This is a genomic window from Bradyrhizobium sp. SRS-191 (assembly GCF_024586915.1).
Taxonomy (GTDB): Bacteria; Pseudomonadota; Alphaproteobacteria; order Rhizobiales; family Xanthobacteraceae; genus Bradyrhizobium.
Genome location: NZ_JANBVS010000003.1, coordinates 390079 through 411231, shown reverse-complemented (window position 1 = coordinate 411231; position 21153 = coordinate 390079). Strand labels below are relative to the sequence as shown.

Below are 21153 nucleotides of genomic sequence, written 5' to 3'. Positions count from 1 at the left end.
ATCATCGCCCGCACAGGATGCCGGTGAAGTCCTGCGGCGGCGCGGTGCTGGCGAGATCGGTGACCGTGCAGAGCCCCGATGTCGACGTGCAGGTGGCCGCGAAGCTCCAGGACGGATTGCTGGTCTTCCTGATCGCGCTGCGGCCATTGCCGGTCGCGGTGATGATGGCGGTGTCGCCCGGCTGCGTCAGCTCGAGGCATTGGAAGGTGAGGGTGCAGACGCGCGAGGCGCCTTCCTGCAGCACGACCATCGTCTCGCCGCGCCGCGAGCGGATGTCGAGGATGGTGCCGCGGACGCCGATGGTGGCGAGCGGCGTGTTGATCTTGTAGGCGGCCTTCTCGGAATGGCCCGTGACGAAACGAAACGCGCCGGTCCCGAGCCGGATCGCGATGTCGCGATAGCTGGTCTCGTCGTTGAACACGGTGCGGTCGAGCGTCAGGGTGGCGTTGGCGCTGAGCGACAGATTGGTGCTGTCGATCATGACGAGGCGTGCGGCGCTGTCGGCCCCCGTGCGCACCGTCTCGTTGCGCACCACACCATCGCCGACATTGATCGGGCTCGCCGAGGCGCCCGCAATGCGCTGCACCTCCTTCTGCACCAGCACGGCCTCGCCGATGCGGCTGTCGGCGTGGGCGGCGCCGGTCACGCCGAGCAGGAGCGCGGCGACCGCAGCCACAGATGTTCGGCGACGCAGACTCATATCCACACCGAAGATTGTTCCCGGCCCAATCTAGTCGAGGATGGTCCGCGAGGTTGTTGTAAAATGGACACAAGCTTGCCTCGATGCGTCGACGATGGTTAGTGGCGCACACAATCAGATCAGTTCAATCATATGGCTACAAAGCTATCCGCGGCGCGCCGGGACGACGACGAAGACGCCGGCGATGCCGTGCAGGATGGCACCGTCTCGGTGCGCCGTTGCGTACTGACGACGCTTCTTGTCTTCGCGATTGCGCATGTGCTGCTGATGGTCGGGCTGGCATCGCCGCCGAAATTCGTCTTCGACGAGGTGCACTACGTACCGGCGGCGCGGCAGATGATCGGGCTGGCGCCGGCGAGCCCGCAGCTCAATCCGATGCATCCACCGCTCGCCAAGGAGCTGATCGCGCTGTCGATCAGGACGTTCGGCGACAATGCCTTTGCCTGGCGCTATCCCGGTACCGTGCTCGGCGGGCTCGCGGTGGCCGCGATCTATCTATGCGGGCTCGCGCTGTTTGCAGCGCAGGGGCCGGCCATCGCGGCGGCGCTGCTCGCCTTCTTCAATCAGATGCTGTTCGTGCAGGCCCGCGCCGCGATGCTCGATATCGGCGCGCTCGCCTTCAGCCTGCTCGCCATCGCCGCGTTCCTGTTCGCCTACCGTCAGCGGCGGCCGCAATTGCTCTTTGCGTTGGCCGGTGCGCTGTTCGGCCTCGCCATTGCCTGCAAATGGAGCGGGCTGTTTCCGCTGCTGACGGCGCTGATCATCGTCGGCGTGGTCAAGCTGCTGCAGCATTGGCAGACGTCGTTCGGCGATGCCGAGCCGACCGACTGGTATCAGCCGGAGCAATGGCCGGGACTCAGCTGGCTGCACATCGGGCTTTGCCTCGGTCTCATGCCCGCGCTGGCCTACTTCGTCACCTTCATTCCGCTGCACGGGCTTTCGGTCACGGCGATCTTTGACGCGCAGCGCCGCATCTTCGCCGACAGCATCACCACGGCGATCGCCGGCCACACGTATATGAGCGCCTGGCCGACCTGGCCGTTCCTGGTCCGCCCGGTCTGGTTCCTGTTCGACAAGACCAGCGACAATGACATCGCCGCGGTGATGCTGCTCGGCAATCCGCTGGTGCTGTGGCCTGCACTCGTCGCGCTCGTCGTCTGCGCCAAGGATTTCGTCGCGACCCGCAGCGCATCCGCCTTCCTGATCCTGGCTTTCTATCTCGGCTGCTATCTGTCGTGGGCCATGCTGCCGCGGACGCTGAGCTTCCTCTACTACTACCTGCCGTCGGCGACGCTTCTGAGCCTTGCGCTCGTGCATGCGCTGTTGCGCTGGCCGGCCCGGATATTGTGGGTCTCTGTCGCGGTTGCCGCGCTGGGCTTCATCGCGATGCTGCCGATCAGCTCGGCGTTCGTCGGAACGACGATGAGCACCTTCACCCGGCTGATGCTGTTCCAGAGCTGGATCTGAGTTCCCTCGCAGCTGGAGTTCCCGTCGGTTCCATCCGCCTGTTGCTTGACGAATAGATCACGCGCAGCCAGTTTCGCGACGCTTTGCAACGGGCGTTGGGGAGGGGGCGCTACGCGATGTTGGGATGGTTTCAGCGCTGCTCGATTCGTCGACCTTGTCTCCGCACGGCATCTGTCTGTTGTGGGAACCCGAGCTGATCTGGCTCCACGTCGCCTCCGACGCCGTGATCGCGGCAGCCTATTTCTCGATTCCCGTGGTGCTCACCTTGTTCGTCTCGAAGCGGCGGGACGTCGATTTCGGGTTCCTGTTCTGGGCGTTCGCGCTCTTCATCATGGCCTGTGGCGTCACCCACGTGCTGTCGATCGTCACGCTGTGGATTCCGATCTACGGCATCGAGGGCCTGGTCAAGGCGGCCACGGCGCTGGCGTCGATCCTCACCGCCGGCATCCTGTGGCCGCTGCTGCCGAAGATCCTGGCGATCCCGTCGCCGGCGCAATTGCGGGCGGCGGAGGCCGCGCTGGTCGTGGAAAGCCGGCAGCGGCGCGAGGCGGAGGACATGCTGCGGCATGCGCAGAAGATGGAGGCGGTCGGCCAGCTCACCGGCGGCGTGGCGCATGACTTCAACAATCTGCTGACCATCATCAGCGGCAATCTCGAGATCGCCGAGCGCAGCCTGCGCGCGCAGGGCGAGGCCGCGCGTGACCGTCTCGGACGCGCCATCGCGCATGCCGCCAACGGCGCACAGCGCGCGGCGACCCTGACGCAGCGGCTGCTCGCCTTCGCGCGCCGCCAGCCGCTCGATCCCCGGCTGACCAACGTCAACAAGCTTCTCGCCGGCATGTCCGACTTCTTCCGCAGAACCCTCGGCGAGACGATCAGCGTCGAAATCGTCGAGAGCGCCGGCCTCTGGCAGGTCGAGGTCGACCCGAGCCAGATGGAGGCTGCGATCCTCAACCTCGTCGTCAACGCCAAGGACGCCATGCACGGCCAGGGCAAGCTGACGATCGAGACCTCCAACAGCTTCATCGACGAAGGTTATGCGCGGCGGCACGCCGACATCCGGGTCGGCCAGTACGTCCTGATCGCCATCACCGACAGCGGGGTCGGCATGCCGCGCGAGGTCGTTGAGAAGGCGTTCGATCCGTTCTTCACCACCAAGGAGCCGGGGCAGGGCACCGGCCTCGGCCTCAGCCAGGTCTACGGCTTCGTCAAGCAGTCCGGCGGTCACGTCGCCATCTACAGCGAGGTCGGCGAGGGGACGACGGTGAAGATCTATCTGCCGCGCGCGCATGCCGCCGCGGCCGATGCGCCGGAAAGCCGGGCCGCGGTGGTCGGCAGCCGCGGCAGCGAGACCGTGCTGGTCGTCGAGGATGAGCCGGAGGTGCGCAGCTACATCGCCGAGACCTTGGCCGAGCTCGGCTATGTCGTGCATCAGGCGGCGGATGGTCCTGCCGCCCTGGCCCTGCTCGCGCGCGAGCCGCTGGACGTGGATCTCCTGCTCACCGACATCGTCATGCCCGGCATGAACGGACGCCAGCTGGCGGATGATCTGCGCGTCACCCGCCCGACGCTCAAGGTGCTGTTCATGACCGGCTATTCGCGCAACGCCATCGTCCATCAGGGACGGCTGGATCCCGGCGTTGCGCTGCTGCAGAAGCCGATCAATCGGACCATGCTCAGCACCAAGATCCGCGAGGTGCTGGATACGCCGTGACGTCTACTTCGCCGCGGCGGTCTTGGTGTCCATGTTGACGACCTGGACGCGACGGTTCAGCGGATCGGCCGGGTTGGCTGTGTCCTTCAGCTTGGTCTTGCCATAGCCGACGGTGACGAGGTCCTGGCCGGTCAGGCCGAACTTGTCGACCAGATAGCGCTTGATGGTGTCGGCGCGGCGCTCGGACAGATCCTGGTTGAAGCTGTCGCCGCCTATGCCGTCGGTGTGGCCGGCGACCACGAAGGTCGAGCCCTTCAGGTTCGGATCGGACAGCGCCTTGCCGAGTTCCTGCACGGCCGGCATCGAGCTCTTGCTGATGTCGGCGGAGTTGTAGTCGAACTGGATCTCGAGATCGATCTTCGGCTTGGTCGCCGCGAGTTCGGCGATCTGCTCGCGCTCGCCGAGCGACAGCGAGCGGGTCTTGCGATTGCGCACGCTGTCGAGCAGCGCGGCCTGCTTGGCCTGCGTCGCGGCATCGACCTGCGGCGTCGGCTGTGTTCCGACCGACAGCCCGCGCGTGACCGACTTCGGCTTCAGCGCGTTCAGGATCTGATCGGCGGATACGGCCTCGCCGGCAAAGGCTGCGCCGGTGCTGACCGCCAGGAGGGCGGTCAATGCCGCCGCCCGGACTGCAAAACGTTCAAAGTATGGGGTCATCGTCGTCGTCCTCGGATGGTCATGGCTGATGGCCATTGGATGCGGTGACGATAGAACCGGTTCAAAGCGTTCGAATGTGATCGGTGTCACGTACTCTGCCGTACGGCGCGAGCGGCCGGAGACGCGACCTGCTGCGCCGTCGACGCAAAGCTCCCGGCGCTTGGCCGGTCTGCGAACAACAAATCGGCCAGATGCGGTTCTACCGGATATCCGTCGCCGGAAAAAAATCGCAAACCAGGGGAAGCGAGGCGGGCAACAAGCGATTGAAGTCAAGAAACGCCAACAGAAAAGCACAGCATTGTTCAACTCATCACCCAGGCGCGACTACCCGTCTCACCGGACGGGCGGTCAGGATTCATCGGGCTCCACCGGTTCCATGTCGACCCTGATCGGGGCAGGAATCATCGCGGCGTCCATCCTGCTGTCGACGTTGATCGGCGCGGTCGGCAATCGCTATGTCGGTCTGGAAAGTCCGTCGGAGGACACGGCGTGGCTGATCGACCGCCTGACCGGCCGCGTCTACAAATGTCGCGCACCGGATCCGGGCCGCGCCAACTGCAAGTCGGAGATCGCCACGGGCAGCATCCCGGAGAAAGCCAAGCAGTAGGGTTCCTCGGCCGGATCCCGCTGCAGGATTGCCGTTGCGGGAGGCCGGCCGAATCTCGCACGATCGGCCGGTCATGCCCGCCGTTCCCTCCCCATTGTCCAAGATCGCCGCGCGACGCCTGTGGCTGCGGGCCCAGCGCCTCGATGAAGCGGCGCCGTTCGGCGCCGGCCCCGAGGCGGTGGCCGCCGCGGTCGCCCATCTCGGCTATGTGCAGATCGACACGATCAACGTCATCGAGCGCTGCCATCACCACATCCTGTTCAGCCGCATCCCGGCCTATCGGCGCGCCGATCTCAGGCAGGCGCAGAGCGCGGACAAGACGGTGTTTGAATATTGGACCCATGCGCTGTCCTACGTGCCGGTGCAGGACTTCCGTTATTTCGTGCCGGCGATGCGGCGCTATCGCCGTGAGGGCCACCGCTGGCTGACGACCGTGAAGCCGGAGGATTCCCGCAAGGTGATGCGCCTGATCCGGCAGGGCGGCGCGCTGACCATTCGCGACATCGATGACGACGAGCTGCGCGAGAAGGATCACGCCTGGGCCAGCCGCAAGCCGTCGAAGCGGGCGCTGCAGCTCGGCTTCTACGAGGGACTGCTGACGGTCGCGGGCCGCGACGGCATGCTCAAGACCTACGACCTCACGACGCGGCATTTCGGCTGGGACCGGTTGCCCAAGGGCGCCACCGAGCGCGAGATCGCGTCCTACCTTCTCGACCGCGGATTGCGCGCGCAGGGCGTCGTCAGCCTGGACTCGCTCTGTCATCTCAATGCGCCGCGCAAGGCCGACGTCCGCAAGGTGATCGAGGCCCGCGTGCGGCGCGGCGAGCTGGTGCCGGTCGCCCTGGAGGGCGCGGGCAGGCAGGAACATTGGGCGACGCCGGCCGCGCTGGGCGAGGCGATCGAGATCGACCCAGCGCGTGTGCATATCCTGTCGCCGTTCGATCCGCTGATCATCCAGCGCAAGCGGACGCAGGCAATCTTCGACTACGACCATCGCTTCGAGGCCTATGTCCCGAAGGACAAGCGCCTGTTCGGCTATTTTGCCTTGCCGGTGCTGGTCGGCGAGGAGATCGTCGCCGCGCTGGATCTGAAGACCGATCGGCAGAACGGCAAGCTGCTGATGCAGAAATGGAGCTGGGTCGGACAAGGCAAGGCGGCTCGCGGCGACCGGCGGAAGGTGCTGAAGCGGATGATCGAGGACGAGCTGCATCGGTTCCAGCGCTTTCAGCTTGGCGACTGATTCATCGGGGACGAGCGTTTTGCCCGCTTGATTTGGAAGCGAATGTTTCCTAAAGGGGGGGATGACGAAGCCGCAAACGAATTCAGATGAGCGCCGCGGTCCGGGTCGTCCGCGCGAGTTCGACATGGACACCGCTCTCAGCAGGGCGCTGGTGGTCTTCAGCGAGCGCGGCTACCACGCCGCCTCGCTGGCCGAACTGCGCACCGCCATGAAGCTCGCCACCGGCAGCCTCTACAAGGCCTTCGCGGACAAGAACGCGATCTTCCTGGCGACGCTCGATCACTACATCGCGCGCCGCGACCGGCAGCTGCGTGAGCGCCTCGATGCCCAGCACAGCGGCCGCTCCAAGCTGGAGGCATTGCTGCAGTTCTACGCGGAATCCGCCAGCGACAGCGAAGGCCGGCGCGGCTGCATGGTCGTCACCAGCGCGACCGAGCTCGCCACCTTGGATGCGGAAGCTGCGGCCAAGGTCCGCAACTCACTGCGCCGGGTCGAGACCCTGCTGCGCGATCTGATCAGGCTCGGCCAGGCCGATGGATCGATCCGGCCGGATCTCGATGCGGAGGTCGTGGCTGGGGCCTTGTTCTGCGTGATCCAGGGACTGCGGGTGGTCGGCAAGACGGGGCGCACCAGGACCGAGATGATGAACGTCGCAAAACAGGCCGCGGCGTTGTTCGCGTAAAGCCTTGTCATAATAGGGAATAATCATTCTATAATCAGGAGAAGAACCCATGCCCGAGTTGATGAACGTCACGCCGGCCCCAACTCCGTCGCGACGGGTTGCGTCCGAGCCGTTCGGGCGCGCCGATCCATCGTTGCCCGGCTTCACGCACCGGTTCGAGACCGTCGACGGCGTTCGGCTGCATCATGTCGGCGGTGGCCTGCCTGATGGCGAGGTCGTGGTGCTGCTCGCCGGCTTCCCCCAGAGCTGGTTTGCCTGGCGCAAGGTCATGCCGCTGCTGGGCGCGCGTTATCGCGTCATTGCGGTCGATGTCCCGGGGCAGGGCGATTCGGACCGGCCGGCCGATGGCTACGACACCCAGACACTCGCCACGTTCGTGCATCGCCTGCTGAAGCAAATCGGCGTCACGAGCTATCATCTCGTGGGCCACGATATCGGCGCGTGGGTGGCCTATCCCCATGCGGCGCAGTTCGGAGATGAGGTGCAAAGCCTGGCGCTGCTCGATGCAGGCATTCCCGGCGTCACCCTTCCCGAGGCGCTGCCGTTCGCGCCGGACCGCGCGTGGCGCACCTGGCACTTCGCGTTCCATGTCGTCGCGGATCTTCCGGAGATGCTGATCCAGGGCCGCGAACGCGACTACATCGCCTGGTTCCTGCGCCGGAAGGGTGCCAATCCGCAGGCGTTCTCCGAAGGCGATCTCGACGAATATGCCCGCGTGATGACCAAGGCCGGCGGCCTGCGCGCCGGGCTCGCCTACTACCGTGCTGCCGCGTTGTCCGCGCGTCAGAACCGCGAGCTCAAAGCGAGGGGCAAACTGAAGCCGCCGGTGCTCGCCGTCGGCGCCGACCAGGGATCGATCGTGGACATGGCCGCGCCGCTCAGGGAGGTCGCCGATCACGTCGAGGGCATCACCATCGCCTCGTGCGGCCACTACATTCCGGAGGAGCAGCCGGCCGTTCTGGCGGAGGAGCTGATGGCCTTCTTCAGCCGGGCCGGTGCGAGGCCGAACTGATCCGCGTCGCGGCGCGCCGTCGGCGACTTAGGCCGAGGCACGCCGCATCGCGATCCCGTCGATGCAGATGCCGATGAGAATGCCGATCGCATAGGCCAAGATGTTCCACAGCGAGAAGATGCGCCCGAGCAGCAGTGCGCCGGCCAGCGTCAGGCGGAAACTGTCGAGCCAGGGCGTGTGGATCAGCCGGCTCGCCTCGACGATGACGGCGACGGCGAGCGCAAGCCCGCCGATCTGCCGCCACGACATCGAAGGCAGCAGCGCGACCAGCAGCACGTACACCATTGTCGCCCAGAGGATGGAACCGCCGTACTTGACGATGAAGGCGGGAAGGCCGAGGCCCGGCCCGTAGAACCGCAGCGCGAGCCCGAGCACGATGACGATCAGCGCCGTCACGACCGCCAGCGTGGCGCGGTGGCGCTTCCTCGGTCCCGTTATGATAGGCAACAAGCCATTCTCCAACGTCGTCCCGGACAAGCTGCGGCGCGCTTGTGAGGCGAACCGCCTCCGGATTCTCAGGTGTCGTCCCTGCGAACGCAGGGGCCCATACTCCGCGGCGGGGTGTGGTGAGACAAGACTGGTCCGACATCTCGCGCAACAACATCTCCCTGGGGTTATGGGTCCCGGATCTGCGCGTGCTGCGCACGCTTGTCCGGGACGACAGCGGAGGGCTGGGTGACCGTCCTTGCCTCTCCGTCCTTGCCTCGTCGTTGTCGCAGCACTGCAGATGTGAGGCGAACCGCCGCCGAATTCTCAGGTGTCGTCCCTTAAGCTCGTCATGCGCGCGCCGCGCGCCCGGGATGCGCCGATGAGCTGTGGGATGTCAGGTTTTCCGATTGACTTGCCGTCACCGATGCTCAACACCGCCCATCAACTACCAAATTCCGCAATGCTCCGGGGAGGAGATCGATGAGCCCAACCGCCACCAGTCCGGCCGCATCCGGCCGCTCCGACATCGAGGCCGCGACCATCCGCGCCATTTCCTGGCGGCTGATTCCCTTCCTGGTGCTCGCTTATTTCTTCTCCTATCTCGACCGCGTCAATCTCGGCTTCGCCGCGCTGACGATGAATGCCGAGCTGAAGTTCTCGCCGCTGGTGTTCGCCTGGGGCGCCGGCATCTTCTTCATCGGCTATTTCATCTTCGAGGTGCCGAGCAATCTGGCGCTGGAGAGGTTCGGCGCCAGCCGCTGGATCGCGCGCATCATGGTGACGTGGGGTATCATCTCGGCGCTGATGGCGCTGGTGTCGGGGCCGTGGAGCTTCTACGCGCTGCGTTTCCTGCTCGGCGTGGCCGAGGCCGGCTTCTTCCCCGGCATCATCCTCTATCTCACTTATTGGTACCCCGCGCAGTATCGCGCGCGCTTCCTCGCCGCCTTCGCGGTCGCGGTGCCGATCTCCACCGTGATCGGCGCGCCGGTGTCGGGCCTGCTGCTCGGCATGCACGGCTTCATGGGCCTGCAGGGCTGGAAGTGGCTGTTCATCATCGAGGGCATCCCGTCGATCGTCCTCGGGGTCGTGACCTGGTTCTATCTGACCGACCGGCCGGAGCACGCGACCTGGCTGTCGGCCGAGCAAAAGGCCTGGCTCGCAGCCAGGCTCGAGGCGGAGACCGCGGCCAAGCAGGCGGCCGGACACATGACGCTGGGCGAGGCGCTGTCGTCGCCGAAGGTGATCGTGCTCAGCCTGATCTATTTCGGCTTCGTCGGCGCGCTCTATGGCATGCAGTTCTGGCTGCCGCAGATCGTCAAGGCGTTCGGCCTGACGAACACGCAGACAGGCTTCGTCACCGCGATTCCTTACGCGTTCGGCACCGTCGCGATGATCCTGTGGGCGCGGCATTCCGATGCGACGCGCGAGCGCGTGGTGCATGTCGGCGCGCCGATGATCCTGATCGCCGTTGCGCTGGCGGCATCGAGCCAGATCGGCGATCCCACGCTGACCATGGTCGCGCTGACCTTCGCGGCGATCGGCGTGTTCTGCGTGTTCGGCGTGTTCTGGACGTTGCCGACGGCGTGGCTGTCGGGCACGGCTGCGGCAGGCGCGATCGCGCTGATCAACTCGATCGGCAATCTCGCCGGCTTCGGCGGCCCGTATCTGGTCGGCTGGATCAAGGACACGACGGGTTCGACCACGCACGGTCTGCTTGCGCTGTCGGCGTTGCCGCTGATCGCCGGGCTCTTGGTGTTCTTCGGCGGCCACGAGAGCAAGGTGGAATTCGCGGGACAGGCGCCGGCGGAATAGCGACCGCACTGTGGCGCATCGGCCGCAATCGGCCGGCAATTACATGCGCCTGAGATCGCCCATCAAGTGATTGAGACGAACGGCCCGGTCCTCGACCGGGCCTTTCGTTGTCGCCCTTGGCACGCGTTGTTACCCCAGCGCAGAGGTTTGGGGCTCTGCGATTGCGGCCACCGTCCAGCTCGTCTGCGACGGCGATCGATGACGACGCAGCGCGGGAGTCCCGGCAGATCGATGCTGTGGGACGATTGATGCGTGCTGTGATGATGCGTCGGCCAGGCTTGGCCGTGCAGAGCTTTCTCGGAACGACCGCGCTGGTGCTGTCGCTTGCGATCGTCACGCCGGCGCTGGCCGGCGGCGGCAGCGGCAACGGCCTGACAACCGGGGCTGCGGGCGGCGCCGATAGCGCGCTAGGTGCCGGGGGCAGCGGCAGCGCGGGGACGACCGAGAACAGCTACGCGACGGGCGGCGGTGGCGGCGGCGCCGGTGTAACGGGCGGCGCGGGTGGCGTCGGTTTTGATCATGACGGCAACGGAGCCGCTGGCGGCGCGGGCGGTGCGACGGCCGGTGCCAATGGCGCCAATGGCAGCGATGCGCCGACCGGCGCCATGGGCGGCGGTGGTGGTGGTGGCGGCGCGCATGGCGCTGTCGTCACGACGGCGGGCAGCCTCGCCAGCGTGTCCGGCGGCAATGGCGGCAACGGCGGCAACGGACCGCCGGGATTCTCGAACGGAGGTTGGATCGGCGGTGGTGGCGGCGGCGGCGCGGGCGGCTATGGCACGGTCGTCAGCGGCATCGGCCTGACCGTCAACAACAGCAGCGGCACGATCACCGCGGGCAATGGCGGCAACGGCGGCAATGGCGGCGTCGGCGGCTCCGCGGGCGGCGATGGCGGCAGCGGCGGCATTGGTCTGTATGTGACGGGCGGCTCCAATGGCTTGAACAATTCCGGCACCATCAGCGGCGGCAATGGCGGCGCGGGTGGCGCGATCTTCACAAGAGACAACGGCGAACGCGCCGGCAATGGCGGCGCAGGCGGCGCCGGGATCGCGGCATCGGGCGGCCTGACCATCTTCAACACCGGCACGATCACCGGCGGCAATGGCGGCGCGGCGGGCAGCGGCGGCGGCGGCACCGCGGGCGCCGGCGGCGTCGGCATCACCGGCGCGGATCTCGTGATCTTCAACAGCGGCACGATCTCGGGCGGCCTGTCGGGCGACGGCACGACGCGCGCCAACGCCATCACCTTCACCGGCGGCGTCAACGGCCTGCAACTGATCGCCGGCAGCAGCATCATCGGCAACGTCACAGCCTACAGCAGGTCCGATTCGATCAACCTGACCGGTGCGACCAACGGGAGCTTCGACCTCTCCAGCATCGGGACGCAGTATCTCGGCTTCGGCCGGCTGGCCAAGTCGGGCACCGGCACCTGGACCGTGAGCGGCACCAACAGCACGGCGGTGAACTGGGAGGTCGCGGGCGGCACCTTGCAGCTCGCCAGCGGCGCCGTGCTCGGCGCGTCCAGCGGCTCGCTCACCGTGTCCGGCGGCACGCTCAATCTCGGCGCCACCACACAGACGCAGAATGGGGGTGTGACGCTCACAGGCGGAACGATCCAAAACGGGACCCTGTCGTCGAGCGGAACGTTCCTTCTGCAAAGCGGCGTGGTGGCCGCTGCGCTGGCCGGCAGCGGCGATGTCTACAAGAACGGCACCGGCACGGTGATCCTGACCGGTCCCAACAGCTACACCGGCGGCACCACCGTCGCGGGCGGCACGCTGCAACTCGGCGGCAGCAGCACGCTGGGCGCGATCTCCAACTCACTCGCTGTCTCCGCCGGCACGCTCGATCTCGGCGGCACGGCGCAGACGCAGAATGGCGGCGTGACGCTGACCGGAGGCACGATCGCCAGCGGCACGCTGTCATCGAGCGCGACCTTCGCCCTGCAGAGCGGCACGGTCAACGCAGCGCTTGCGGGCCAGGGCCGCGTCAGCAAGACCGGCTCCGGCTTCGTCATGCTGTCCGGAGCCAACAGCTACACCGGCGGCACCACCGTGTCCGCCGGCTGGCTGCAGCTCAACGGCAGCGCGACCTTGGGGGCGACCAGCAATACGCTGGAGGTCTCAGGCGGAACACTCGATCTCGGCGGGACGACGCAGACGCAGAATGGCGGCGTGAGCCTGACCGGCGGCACGATCGCCAACGGCACGCTGTCCTCGAACGCGAGCTTCGACCTGCAGAGCGGCGCGGTCAGTGCGTCGCTGGCGGGAACGGGCGGCGTCAGCAAGACCGGCAGCGGCACCGTGACGCTGTCGGGTGCGAACAGCTATACGGGTGGCACCACGATCTCCGCCGGCACGCTTGAACTCAGCGGCAGCGGGACACTCGGCGCCATCAGCAATACGCTCATGATGTGGGGCGGCACCCTGGATCTCGGCGGCACCAGCCAGACGCAGAATGGCGGGGTGAGCCTGAGCGGCGGCACGATCGCCAACGGCACGCTGTCCTCGAACGCGAGCTTCGATCTGCAGAGCGGGACGGTGAGTGCGGCGCTTGCGGGAACGGGCGGCGTCAGCAAGACCGGCACCGGCACCGTGACGCTATCCGGCGCCAGCAACTACACGGGCGGCACGACGATCACCGCCGGAACGCTGCAACTCGGCGGCAGCGGCACGCTCGGCGCCGCCGGCGGTACACTTGCGATGTGGGGTGGCCTGCTCGATCTCGGCGGCACGGTGCAGACGCAAAATGGCGGCGTCAGCCTGAATGGCGGCACGATTGCCAATGGCGCGCTCGCGTCGAGCGGCAGCTTCGCGTTGCAGAGCGGGACGGTCAGCGCCTCACTGTCCGGGACCGGCAGCGCGGTGAAGAGCGGCAGTGGCCGTGTCGTGCTGTCGGGCGTGAACAACTACACCGGCACGACGACCATCAATGGCGGCATCTTGCAGGTGGATGGTTCGATCGCAGCGTCGAGTCTCACGACGATCAATGCGGGCGGCACGCTGAGCGGCACCGGCACGGTCGGCCATCTGCTGGTCGCCTCCGGCGGGACCTTCACGCCTGGCAGCGGTAGCGTCGGCTCGTCGATGACCGTGTCCGGCAATCTCGCCTTCCAGTCCGGCGCGCTGTATATAGTCCAGGTCGATCCCACCACTTCATCCTTCGCGACCGTGGCGGGCACCGCCACGCTCGAAGGCGCGACGGTCTCGGCGTCGTTCGCGGCCGGCAGCTACATCGAGAAGCGCTACACCATCCTCACCGCGACTGGCGGACTCTCCGGCACGTTCGCGTCCGGCGTGGTGACCACGAGCCTGCCGGCGAGCTTTGCGACGTCGCTGAGCTATGACGCCACCCACGCCTATCTCGATCTCGCGCTCGCCTTCGCGCCGCCGTCCGGCTCCGGCTTCAGCGCCAACCAGCAGGGCGTCGGCAACACCATCATCAACTACTTCAACAAGGAGGGACGCATTCCGCGCGCCTTCGGCGGGCTGACGGCGGCCGGTCTGACGCAATTGTCCGGCGAGCAGGGCACGAGCCCGCAATCGACCTCGGTCGACGCGATGGGGCAGTTCGCCGGCATGCTGATGGACCCGACGGCGGCCGGCCGCGGCGGATCGCCGGGCGGCGGTGCGCTCGGCTACGCATCCGATCCGCCGGCGCGCAAGGGCGATGCGCGCGATGCGATGGCATCGCTCGACAAGGCGCGGCCCGCGAGCTTCGCGCAGCGCTGGGCGGTGTGGGCCTCGGGCTTCGGCGGCGGCCAATCCACCGACGGAAATGCCGCGGCGGGATCGAGCAACAGCTCGAGCCGCATCTACGGCACGGCGGTCGGCCTCGACTATCTGATCGGGCCCCACACGATCGCGGGCTTCGCGCTCGCGGGCGGCGGCACGAACTTCAATGTCGGCACGCTCGGCAGCGGCCGCTCAGACCTGTTCCAGGCCGGTGCCTTCGTGCGCCATGCGATCGGCCCGGCGTATCTGTCGGCGGCGCTGGCTTACGGCTGGCAGCACGTGACCAGCGATCGCATCGTCGCCGTGTCAGGCGTCGACCGGCTGCGCGCGCAGTTCAACACCAACACCTGGTCGGGGCGGCTCGAGGCCGGCTACCGTGTCGCCACGCCATGGTTCGGCGGCCTCGGCATGACGCCGTACACCGCCGTGCAGCTGACGCGGATCGATCTGCCGGCTTATGCCGAGCAGGTGCTGTCAGGCAGCGGCACCTTCGCGCTGAACTACGCAAGCCAGAGCGTGACCGATACGCGCAGCGAGCTCGGCCTGCGCAGCGACAAATCCTTCGCGGTTGTCGATGGCGTGCTGACCTTGCGCGGCCGCGCTGCCTGGGCCCACGACTTCAACCCGAGCCGCACCGCAGCCGCGACCTTCCAGGCGCTGCCCGGCGCCAGCTTCGTCGTCAACGGCGCGGCGGGGGCGAAGGATGCGGGCTTGATCACGGCCTCGGCCGAGATGGGCTGGCTGAACGGCTGGTCGACGACGCTAACCTTCGACGGCGAGTTCTCCAACGTCTCGAGGTCGTATCTGGGCAAGGGCATGCTGCGATACGCGTGGTGAGGTGAGCGATGTGCTGCGGCCATCGGTTCGTTGGCAAAGTCGTTAGCATCCTCCCGCCGTCATTCCGGGGCGGTCGCGAAAGCGACCAAACCCGGAATCTCGAGATGAGTGATGACGGTGCAAACCAAGCTCCAGATTCCGGGTTCGACCGCTGGCGCGGTCGCCCCGGAATGACTGTTGCTGAGCGAGCGTCGTCTCCCTCCGAACGAGGCCGCCACTCCACTGCGCACCTGCGGCAACTTGTCTTAACGCTCACGAAGTCATGATCACTGACGATTATTGACAATCATCACTCAATAATCGACACTCCTTCGCAACAGCAGCGAAGGGGTGTCCGATGCTCGTGCAGCAGGTTTTTTCCAGCTTTTCCAGGCTGTTGGGTGGCGTTGCGCTGGCGGCGACCGCGGTCGCCCTGGCCGGGTGCAATGAAACCATCGCCCAGAAGGCCGAGCCGATCCGGCCGGTTCTGGTCGCCGCCGTCCATTACGAGGCCGAAACGCCGGAGCGCAGCTTCGTCGGCACCATCCGCCCGCGGATCGAGGCCGACATCGGCTTCCGCGTCGCCGGCAAGGTGGCCAAGCGCCTCGTCGAGGTCGGCCAGACCGTCGAGATGGGCCAGCCGCTCGCCACGCTCGACGAGGTCGATCTGAAGCTGCAGGCCGAGCAGGCCGATGCCGAATTCCGCGCCGCCACCGGCGTGCTGGCGCAGGCCTCCGCCGCCGAGGTCAGGGCGAAGGAATTGCGCGCCAAGGGCTGGACCACGGATGCGCAGATGGACCAAGCCAAGGCCTCCGCCGACGAGGCCCGCGCACGGCTCAATCGCGCCGAGCGCTCGGTCGAGCTGACGCGCAATTCGCTGTCCTACGCGACCTTGGCGTCGGATGCGCGCGGCGTCGTCACCGCCTCGATGATCGAGCCGGGCGTGGTCGTGGCCGCCGGCCAGGCCGCCATCCGCGTCGCGCGCTTTGCCGAGAAGGAGGCCGTGGTCGCGATCCCCGAGACCCTGCTCGATCGCGCCAAGAACGGCGTGGCGACCGTGTCGCTGTGGTCGGAGAGCGGCAAGACCTACACGGCGCGGCTGCGCGAGATCGCGCCCGCCGCCGATCCCGCCACCCGCACCTATCTCGCAAAGTTCTCCTTGCCCGACGCCAAGGACAGCGTCTCGCTCGGCATGACCGCGACGCTCACTTTGTTCGATCCCGCCACGACGCGCGTCGCGCGGCTGCCGCTGTCGGCGCTGTTCAGCGACGGCCGCGATCCCTCGCTCTACGTCGTCAACGACAAGGGCGAGGTGACGCTGAAGCCGGTCAAGGTGAAGGCCTATGAGAGCAAGGACGTGCTGATCACCTCAGGCGTCGACGAAGGCGAGAAGGTCGTCGCGCTCGGCGTGCAGAAGATCGACCCCGCGCAAAAGGTGCGCGTGGTTTCGGCACTGACGTTCTGACGGACTTTCGACCCTCACCCTGAGGAGCCCGCCGAAGGCGGGCGTCTCGAAGGGCGAGGCCCGGAGCGTGGCCTCATGGTTCGAGACGCGCCTTGCGGCGCTCCTCACCATGAGGAGGAGCTCCGAAGCCGGGGCTGAATATCGACCATGAGCAGCGTGCTCACGGTGAGAAAAGAGACCCTCTTCCTCGCGGAGGCGCGAAGCGCCGTTTCGAAGGGTGAGGTCACAGAGCTTATAGCGACTAGGTCCTCATCGGGGAGCATGCCATGAAGCGGTTCAATCTGTCGGCCTGGGCGGTCAGTCATCCGCCGCTGGTGCTGTTCCTGATCGTCGCGCTCGGCCTGTTCGGCTTTCTTTCGTATCAGCGGCTGGGGCGCGCCGAGGATCCGTCCTTCACGGTCAAGGTCGTCAACATCTCGGTGATGTGGCCGGGCGCCAACGCCCAGGAAATGCAGAGCCAGGTCGCCGACCCGATCGAGAAGAAGCTGCAGGAGCTGCCTTATTTCGAGAAGGTGCAGACCTATTCCAAGCCGGCCTTCAGCGCGATGCAGATCACCTTCCGCGACTCGACGCCGCCGAAGGAGGTGCCGTATCTGTTCTACCTGGTCCGCAAGAAGCTCGCGGATGCGCAGACCTCGCTGCCCTCCGGCGTGCTCGGGCCGTTCGTCAATGACGAGTTCTCCGACGTCGACTCCATCCTGTTCATGATGACCGGCGACGGCGCCGACTATGCGCAGCTGAAGAAGGTCGCCGAGGGCCTGCGCCAGCGGCTGCTCAAGGTCAACGGCGTCACCAAGGTCAATCTCTACGGCACCCAGGACGAGCGCATCTATGTCGAGTTCAGCCACGCCAAGCTGGCGACGCTCGGCATCACCGCGCAGGCGCTGTTCGATTCGCTCGCCAAGCAGAACAACATCACGCCTGCCGGAACGGTGGAGACCTCGTCGCAGCGCGTGCCGCTGCGCGTCACCGGTGCGCTCGACGGCGCCAAGGCGGTGGCCGAGACGCCGGTCGAGAGCAATGGCCGCGTGTTCCGGCTCGGCGACATCGCCACCGTGACGCATGGCTTCGTCGATCCGCCGACCTTCACGGTGCATCAGGAGGGCAAGCCGGCGCTCGGCATCGGCGTCGTCACCGCCAAGGGCGCCAACATCCTGGAGCTCGGCAAGGACGTCCACGCCGCCTCCGACGATTTCATGAAGGCGGTGCCGCAGGGCATCGAGCTGACGCAGATCGCCGACCAGCCCAAGGTGGTCGAGACCGCGGTCAGCGAGTTCGTGCACTCATTCGTCGAGGCGCTGGTGATCGTGCTGTTCGTGTCGTTCCTGGCGCTGGGCTGGCGCACCGGCATCGTGGTGGCGCTGTCGGTGCCGCTGGTGCTCGCCATCGTCTTCGTCGTGATGAACGCGATGGGCCTCGACCTGCACCGCATTTCTCTCGGCGCGCTGATCATCGCGCTCGGCCTGCTCGTGGACGACGCGATCATCGCGGTCGAGATGATGGTGGTGAAGATGGAGCAGGGCTGGGACCGCGTCCGCGCCGCGTCCTATGCCTGGGAATCCACCGCGTTTCCGATGCTGACCGGCACGCTGGTCACGGCCGCCGGCTTCCTGCCGATCGGCTTCGCCAACTCCGCGACGGGTGAATATGCCGGCAGCATCTTCTGGATCGTCGCCATCGCGCTGGTCGCGTCATGGTTCGTCGCGGTGATCTTCACGCCCTATATCGGCGTCAAGCTGCTGCCGGACATGAAGGCGCATCACGGCCATGACGAGCACGCGATCTACGATACCAAGATGTATCGCGGCCTGCGCCGGATCGTGCGCTGGTGCGTCGATCATCGCATCACCACCGTCGCGGCGACCGTCGGCGTGTTCGCGGCCTCGATCATAGCCTTCGGCCACGTGCAGCAGCAGTTCTTCCCGCTGTCGGAGCGGCCCGAGCTGTTCCTGCAGCTGCGGCTGCCGGAAGGCACCGCGTTCAACGTCACCGAAAAGGCGGCGCGCAAGGCCGAGGGCCTGCTGAAGGGCGACAAGGACATCGAGACCTTCACCTCCTATGTCGGCCAGGGCTCGCCGCGGTTCTGGCTCGGCCTGTCGCCGCAGCTGCCGAACGAGGCATTCGCCGAGATCGTCATCGTCGCCAAGGACGTCGCCGCCCGCGAGCGCATCAAGGCGCGGATCGAGGCGGCGGCCGCCGATGGCCAGATCAACGAGGCGCGCGTGCGCGTCGACCGTTTCAATTTCGGTCCGCCGGTCGGCTTCCCCGTGCAGTTCCGCGTGATCGGTCCTGACACCGCCGTGGTGCGTGACATCGCTCGCCAGGTGCGGGACGTGGTCCGGCAGAATCCGAACACGCGCGATCCGCAGCTCGACTGGAACGAGCAGTCGCCGTATCTCAAGCTCGTCGTCGACCAGGACCGCGCCCGCGCGCTCGGCCTGACCCCGCAGGACGTATCGCAATCGCTGGCGATGCTGATCTCCGGCGTGCAGGTGACGACGATCCGCGACGGCATCGAGAAGGTCGGCGTCATCGCCCGCGCCGTGCCGTCCGAGCGGCTCGATCTCGCAGGCGTCGGCGACCTCACCATCACCTCGCGCAACGGCGTCGCGGTGCCGCTGCAGCAGATCGCCAGAATCGAATACTCCCATGAGGAGCCGATCCTGTGGCGGCGCAACCGCGACATGGCGATCACCGTGCGCGCCGACGTCGCCGACGGCGTGCAGGCGCCCGACGTGACCAACCAGATCTGGCCGAAGCTCGCCGAGATCAGGGGCAAGCTCGATCCCGCCTACCGCATCGAGATGGGCGGCGCGATCGAGGAATCCGCCAAGGGCAATGCGTCGCTGGCCGCGCTGTTTCCGCTGATGGCGATCGTGATGCTGACCTTGCTGATGATCCAGCTGCAGAGCTTCTCGCGCCTGCTGCTGGTGTTCCTGACCGCGCCGCTCGGCATCGTCGGCGCCTCGCTCGGGCTGAACGTGGCCAACGCGCCGTTCGGCTTCGTCGCGCTGCTCGGGCTGATCGCGCTCGCCGGCATGATCATGCGCAACACCGTGATCCTCGTCGACCAGATCGAGCACGATGTCGCCTCGGGCCTGACCCGCCGCGAGGCGATCATCGAGGCCACGGTGCGCCGCGCCCGCCCGGTGGTGCTCACCGCGCTGGCGGCGATTCTGGCCATGATCCCTCTGTCGCGCTCGGCCTTCTGGGGGCCGATGGCGATCACCATCATGGGCGGTTTGTTCGTTGCAACCTTCCTGACGCTGCTGTACTTGCCTGGATTGTATGCCCTATGGTTCCGCAAGAGCCTCGATGAGCGCGGGGCTGCCGTGCAGGATCATTCCGCAACGCAGCACGTTGACGGCCCGGCCCCCGCGCTGCCTCTGGCCGAGGCGGCTGAGTAGGGATCAACAGATCGCAGGCATGATGACGCTGGTTTCCGAACACATCGAACCCGACACAAGCGAGCGCATCCTCGTCGTTGCCGAGCGCCTGTTTCGACAGATCGGCTACCAGAAGACCACCGTCGCCGACATCGCCAAGGAGCTCCGCATGAGCCCGGCGAACGTCTATCGCTTCTTCGATTCGAAGAAGGCGATTCACCAGGGTGTCGCGCGGACCTTGATGGGCCAGGTCGAAGCGGCCGCGATCGCGATCGCGGAGCGCGCTGGCCCCGCGGTGCCGCGGCTGCGCGAGCTGCTCGGCACCATCCATCGCATGAACACCGAGCGCTATGTCGGCGACAACAAGCTGCACGAGATGGTCGCTGTCGCGATGGAGGAGAGCTGGGAGGTCTGCGAGGCGCACATGCTGCTGGTCACCCAGATCATCGGTCGGGTGATTGGGCAGGGCGCCGCAGCGGGCGAATTCGCCGTCAGAGACGTCGAGCTGGCGACGAAATGTGCAACGACGGCGATGATGCGCTTCTTCCATCCGCAGATGATCGCGCAATGCGCGACCAAGCCCGGCCCGACCGTGGACGAGATGATCGATTTCGTCCTGGCGGGGCTTGGTTCGCGGGGCGCTGCGGTCTAGGTTGCAGTCATTCCGGGGCGATGCAAAGCATCGAGCCTGGAATCTCGAGATTCCGGGCTCGCCTCTTCCGAGCAAAATGGCTTCGCCATTTTGTCGCGCGAGGCGCCCCGGAATGACGGCAGCCCAGGAGACGACGGCGTGACTGAACGCGACTTGCATTTTTACGAACCGAAGAACGGTCACGGCCTCAAGCACGATCCCTTCAACGCCATCATCGCGCCGCGGCCGATCGGCTGGATCTCGTCCCGCGATGGCAAGGGTAACGCCAACCTTGCACCGTACAGTTTTTTTAATGCCTTCAACTACACGCCGCCGATCATCGGCTTCTCCTCGACGCAGTGGAAGGACTCGGTCGCCAACATCCAGGACACCGGCGAGTTCGTCTGGAATCTGGTGACGCGGGACCTGGCCAAACACATGAACGCCTCGGCCGCGCATGTCGCGCGCGAGGTTGACGAGTTCGCGCTCGCCGGCGTCACGCCGGTGCCGTGCAAGTTCGTCAACGTGCCGCGCGTCGGCGAAAGCCCCGTGGCGTTCGAGTGCAAGGTGACGCAGATCATCCAGCTGCAGGGCGCCGACGGCAAGAAAGCCCAGGCCTGGCTGACGCTCGGCGAGGTCGTCGCCGTGCATATCGACAAGACGCTGATCAAGGACGGCGTCTACCAGACCGCGCTGGCGCATCCGATCGTGCGCGCCGGCCGCCGCGGCGACTATTTCGAGATCAAGGCGGAAGACATGTTCGAGATGATCAGGCCGGACTGATCGCTTCCAGCCGGGTGTCGC

14 protein-coding genes and 1 pseudogene are annotated in these 21153 nt (G+C 66.7%); 12 read left to right on the top strand and 3 right to left on the bottom strand.

The annotated features are described in order from the left end of the window. Position 1: 1 nt before the first annotated feature. Positions 2-700 (bottom strand): FecR domain-containing protein, encoded by a 699-nt coding sequence (locus NLR35_RS08620; protein WP_257166111.1) that lies wholly within the window; start codon positions 698-700, stop codon positions 2-4. A 132-nt stretch (positions 701-832) separates the two neighbouring features. On the opposite strand from NLR35_RS08620, the gene NLR35_RS08615 reads away from it, so the two are divergent. Continuing rightward, the gene (locus NLR35_RS08615) at positions 833-2167 is read left to right on the top strand and encodes a glycosyltransferase family 39 protein (RefSeq protein WP_257166110.1); all 1335 of its coding nucleotides are present in this window, start codon (positions 833-835) and stop codon (positions 2165-2167) included. 116 nt (positions 2168-2283) lie between these two features. Next, positions 2284-3881, top strand: a pseudogene (locus tag NLR35_RS08610) (response regulator). 3 nt (positions 3882-3884) lie between these two features. Here NLR35_RS08610 and NLR35_RS08605 read toward each other — a convergent pair. Continuing rightward, positions 3885-4538, bottom strand: coding sequence for an OmpA family protein (locus NLR35_RS08605; RefSeq protein WP_257166108.1), 654 nt, complete (start codon positions 4536-4538; stop codon positions 3885-3887). A 376-nt stretch (positions 4539-4914) separates the two neighbouring features. Between NLR35_RS08605 and NLR35_RS08600 the strand changes: the two genes are divergently transcribed. The 4 genes from NLR35_RS08600 (at position 4915) to NLR35_RS08585 (ending at position 8079) form a co-directional block, all read left to right on the top strand. Next, on the top strand, positions 4915-5145 hold the full coding sequence (locus NLR35_RS08600; RefSeq protein ID WP_257166107.1) for a hypothetical protein: 231 nt from the start codon (positions 4915-4917) through the stop codon (positions 5143-5145). 73 nt (positions 5146-5218) lie between these two features. Further along, positions 5219-6385, top strand: coding sequence for a winged helix-turn-helix domain-containing protein (locus tag NLR35_RS08595; protein ID WP_257166106.1), 1167 nt, complete (start codon positions 5219-5221; stop codon positions 6383-6385). Between the two features lie 124 nt (positions 6386-6509). Continuing rightward, a complete protein-coding gene (locus tag NLR35_RS08590; RefSeq protein ID WP_257166105.1) occupies positions 6510-7067 on the top strand; it encodes a TetR/AcrR family transcriptional regulator in 558 nt (185 codons plus the stop codon). A 49-nt stretch (positions 7068-7116) separates the two neighbouring features. After that, positions 7117-8079, top strand: coding sequence for an alpha/beta fold hydrolase (locus NLR35_RS08585; RefSeq protein WP_257166104.1), 963 nt, complete (start codon positions 7117-7119; stop codon positions 8077-8079). A 27-nt stretch (positions 8080-8106) separates the two neighbouring features. Here NLR35_RS08585 and NLR35_RS08580 read toward each other — a convergent pair whose 3' ends face one another. Further along, positions 8107-8526 carry a DUF2809 domain-containing protein gene (locus NLR35_RS08580; RefSeq protein ID WP_374940799.1) on the bottom strand — a complete coding sequence of 140 codons (420 nt, stop codon included), beginning with the start codon at positions 8524-8526 and terminating at the stop codon, positions 8107-8109. A 462-nt stretch (positions 8527-8988) separates the two neighbouring features. Here NLR35_RS08580 and NLR35_RS08575 point away from each other — a divergent pair, with 462 nt between their 5' ends. The 6 genes from NLR35_RS08575 (at position 8989) to NLR35_RS08550 (ending at position 21132) form a co-directional block, all read left to right on the top strand. After that, a complete protein-coding gene (locus tag NLR35_RS08575) occupies positions 8989-10320 on the top strand; it encodes an MFS transporter (protein WP_257166103.1) in 1332 nt (443 codons plus the stop codon). 260 nt (positions 10321-10580) lie between these two features. Then, positions 10581-14888 (top strand): autotransporter domain-containing protein, encoded by a 4308-nt coding sequence (locus tag NLR35_RS08570; RefSeq protein WP_306577304.1) that lies wholly within the window; start codon positions 10581-10583, stop codon positions 14886-14888. A 337-nt stretch (positions 14889-15225) separates the two neighbouring features. Beyond that, positions 15226-16332, top strand: a complete 1107-nt coding sequence (locus NLR35_RS08565) for an efflux RND transporter periplasmic adaptor subunit (RefSeq protein ID WP_257166101.1) — start codon at positions 15226-15228, stop codon at positions 16330-16332. A 266-nt stretch (positions 16333-16598) separates the two neighbouring features. Next, a complete protein-coding gene (locus NLR35_RS08560; RefSeq protein WP_257166100.1) occupies positions 16599-19739 on the top strand; it encodes an efflux RND transporter permease subunit in 3141 nt (1046 codons plus the stop codon). Between the two features lie 22 nt (positions 19740-19761). Then, entirely contained in the window at positions 19762-20370 is a 609-nt protein-coding gene (locus NLR35_RS08555) for a TetR/AcrR family transcriptional regulator (protein WP_257166167.1), read from the top strand. Between the two features lie 138 nt (positions 20371-20508). Next, positions 20509-21132 carry a flavin reductase family protein gene (locus tag NLR35_RS08550; protein WP_257166099.1) on the top strand — a complete coding sequence of 208 codons (624 nt, stop codon included), beginning with the start codon at positions 20509-20511 and terminating at the stop codon, positions 21130-21132. The last annotated feature ends 21 nt before the right edge of the window (positions 21133-21153 follow it).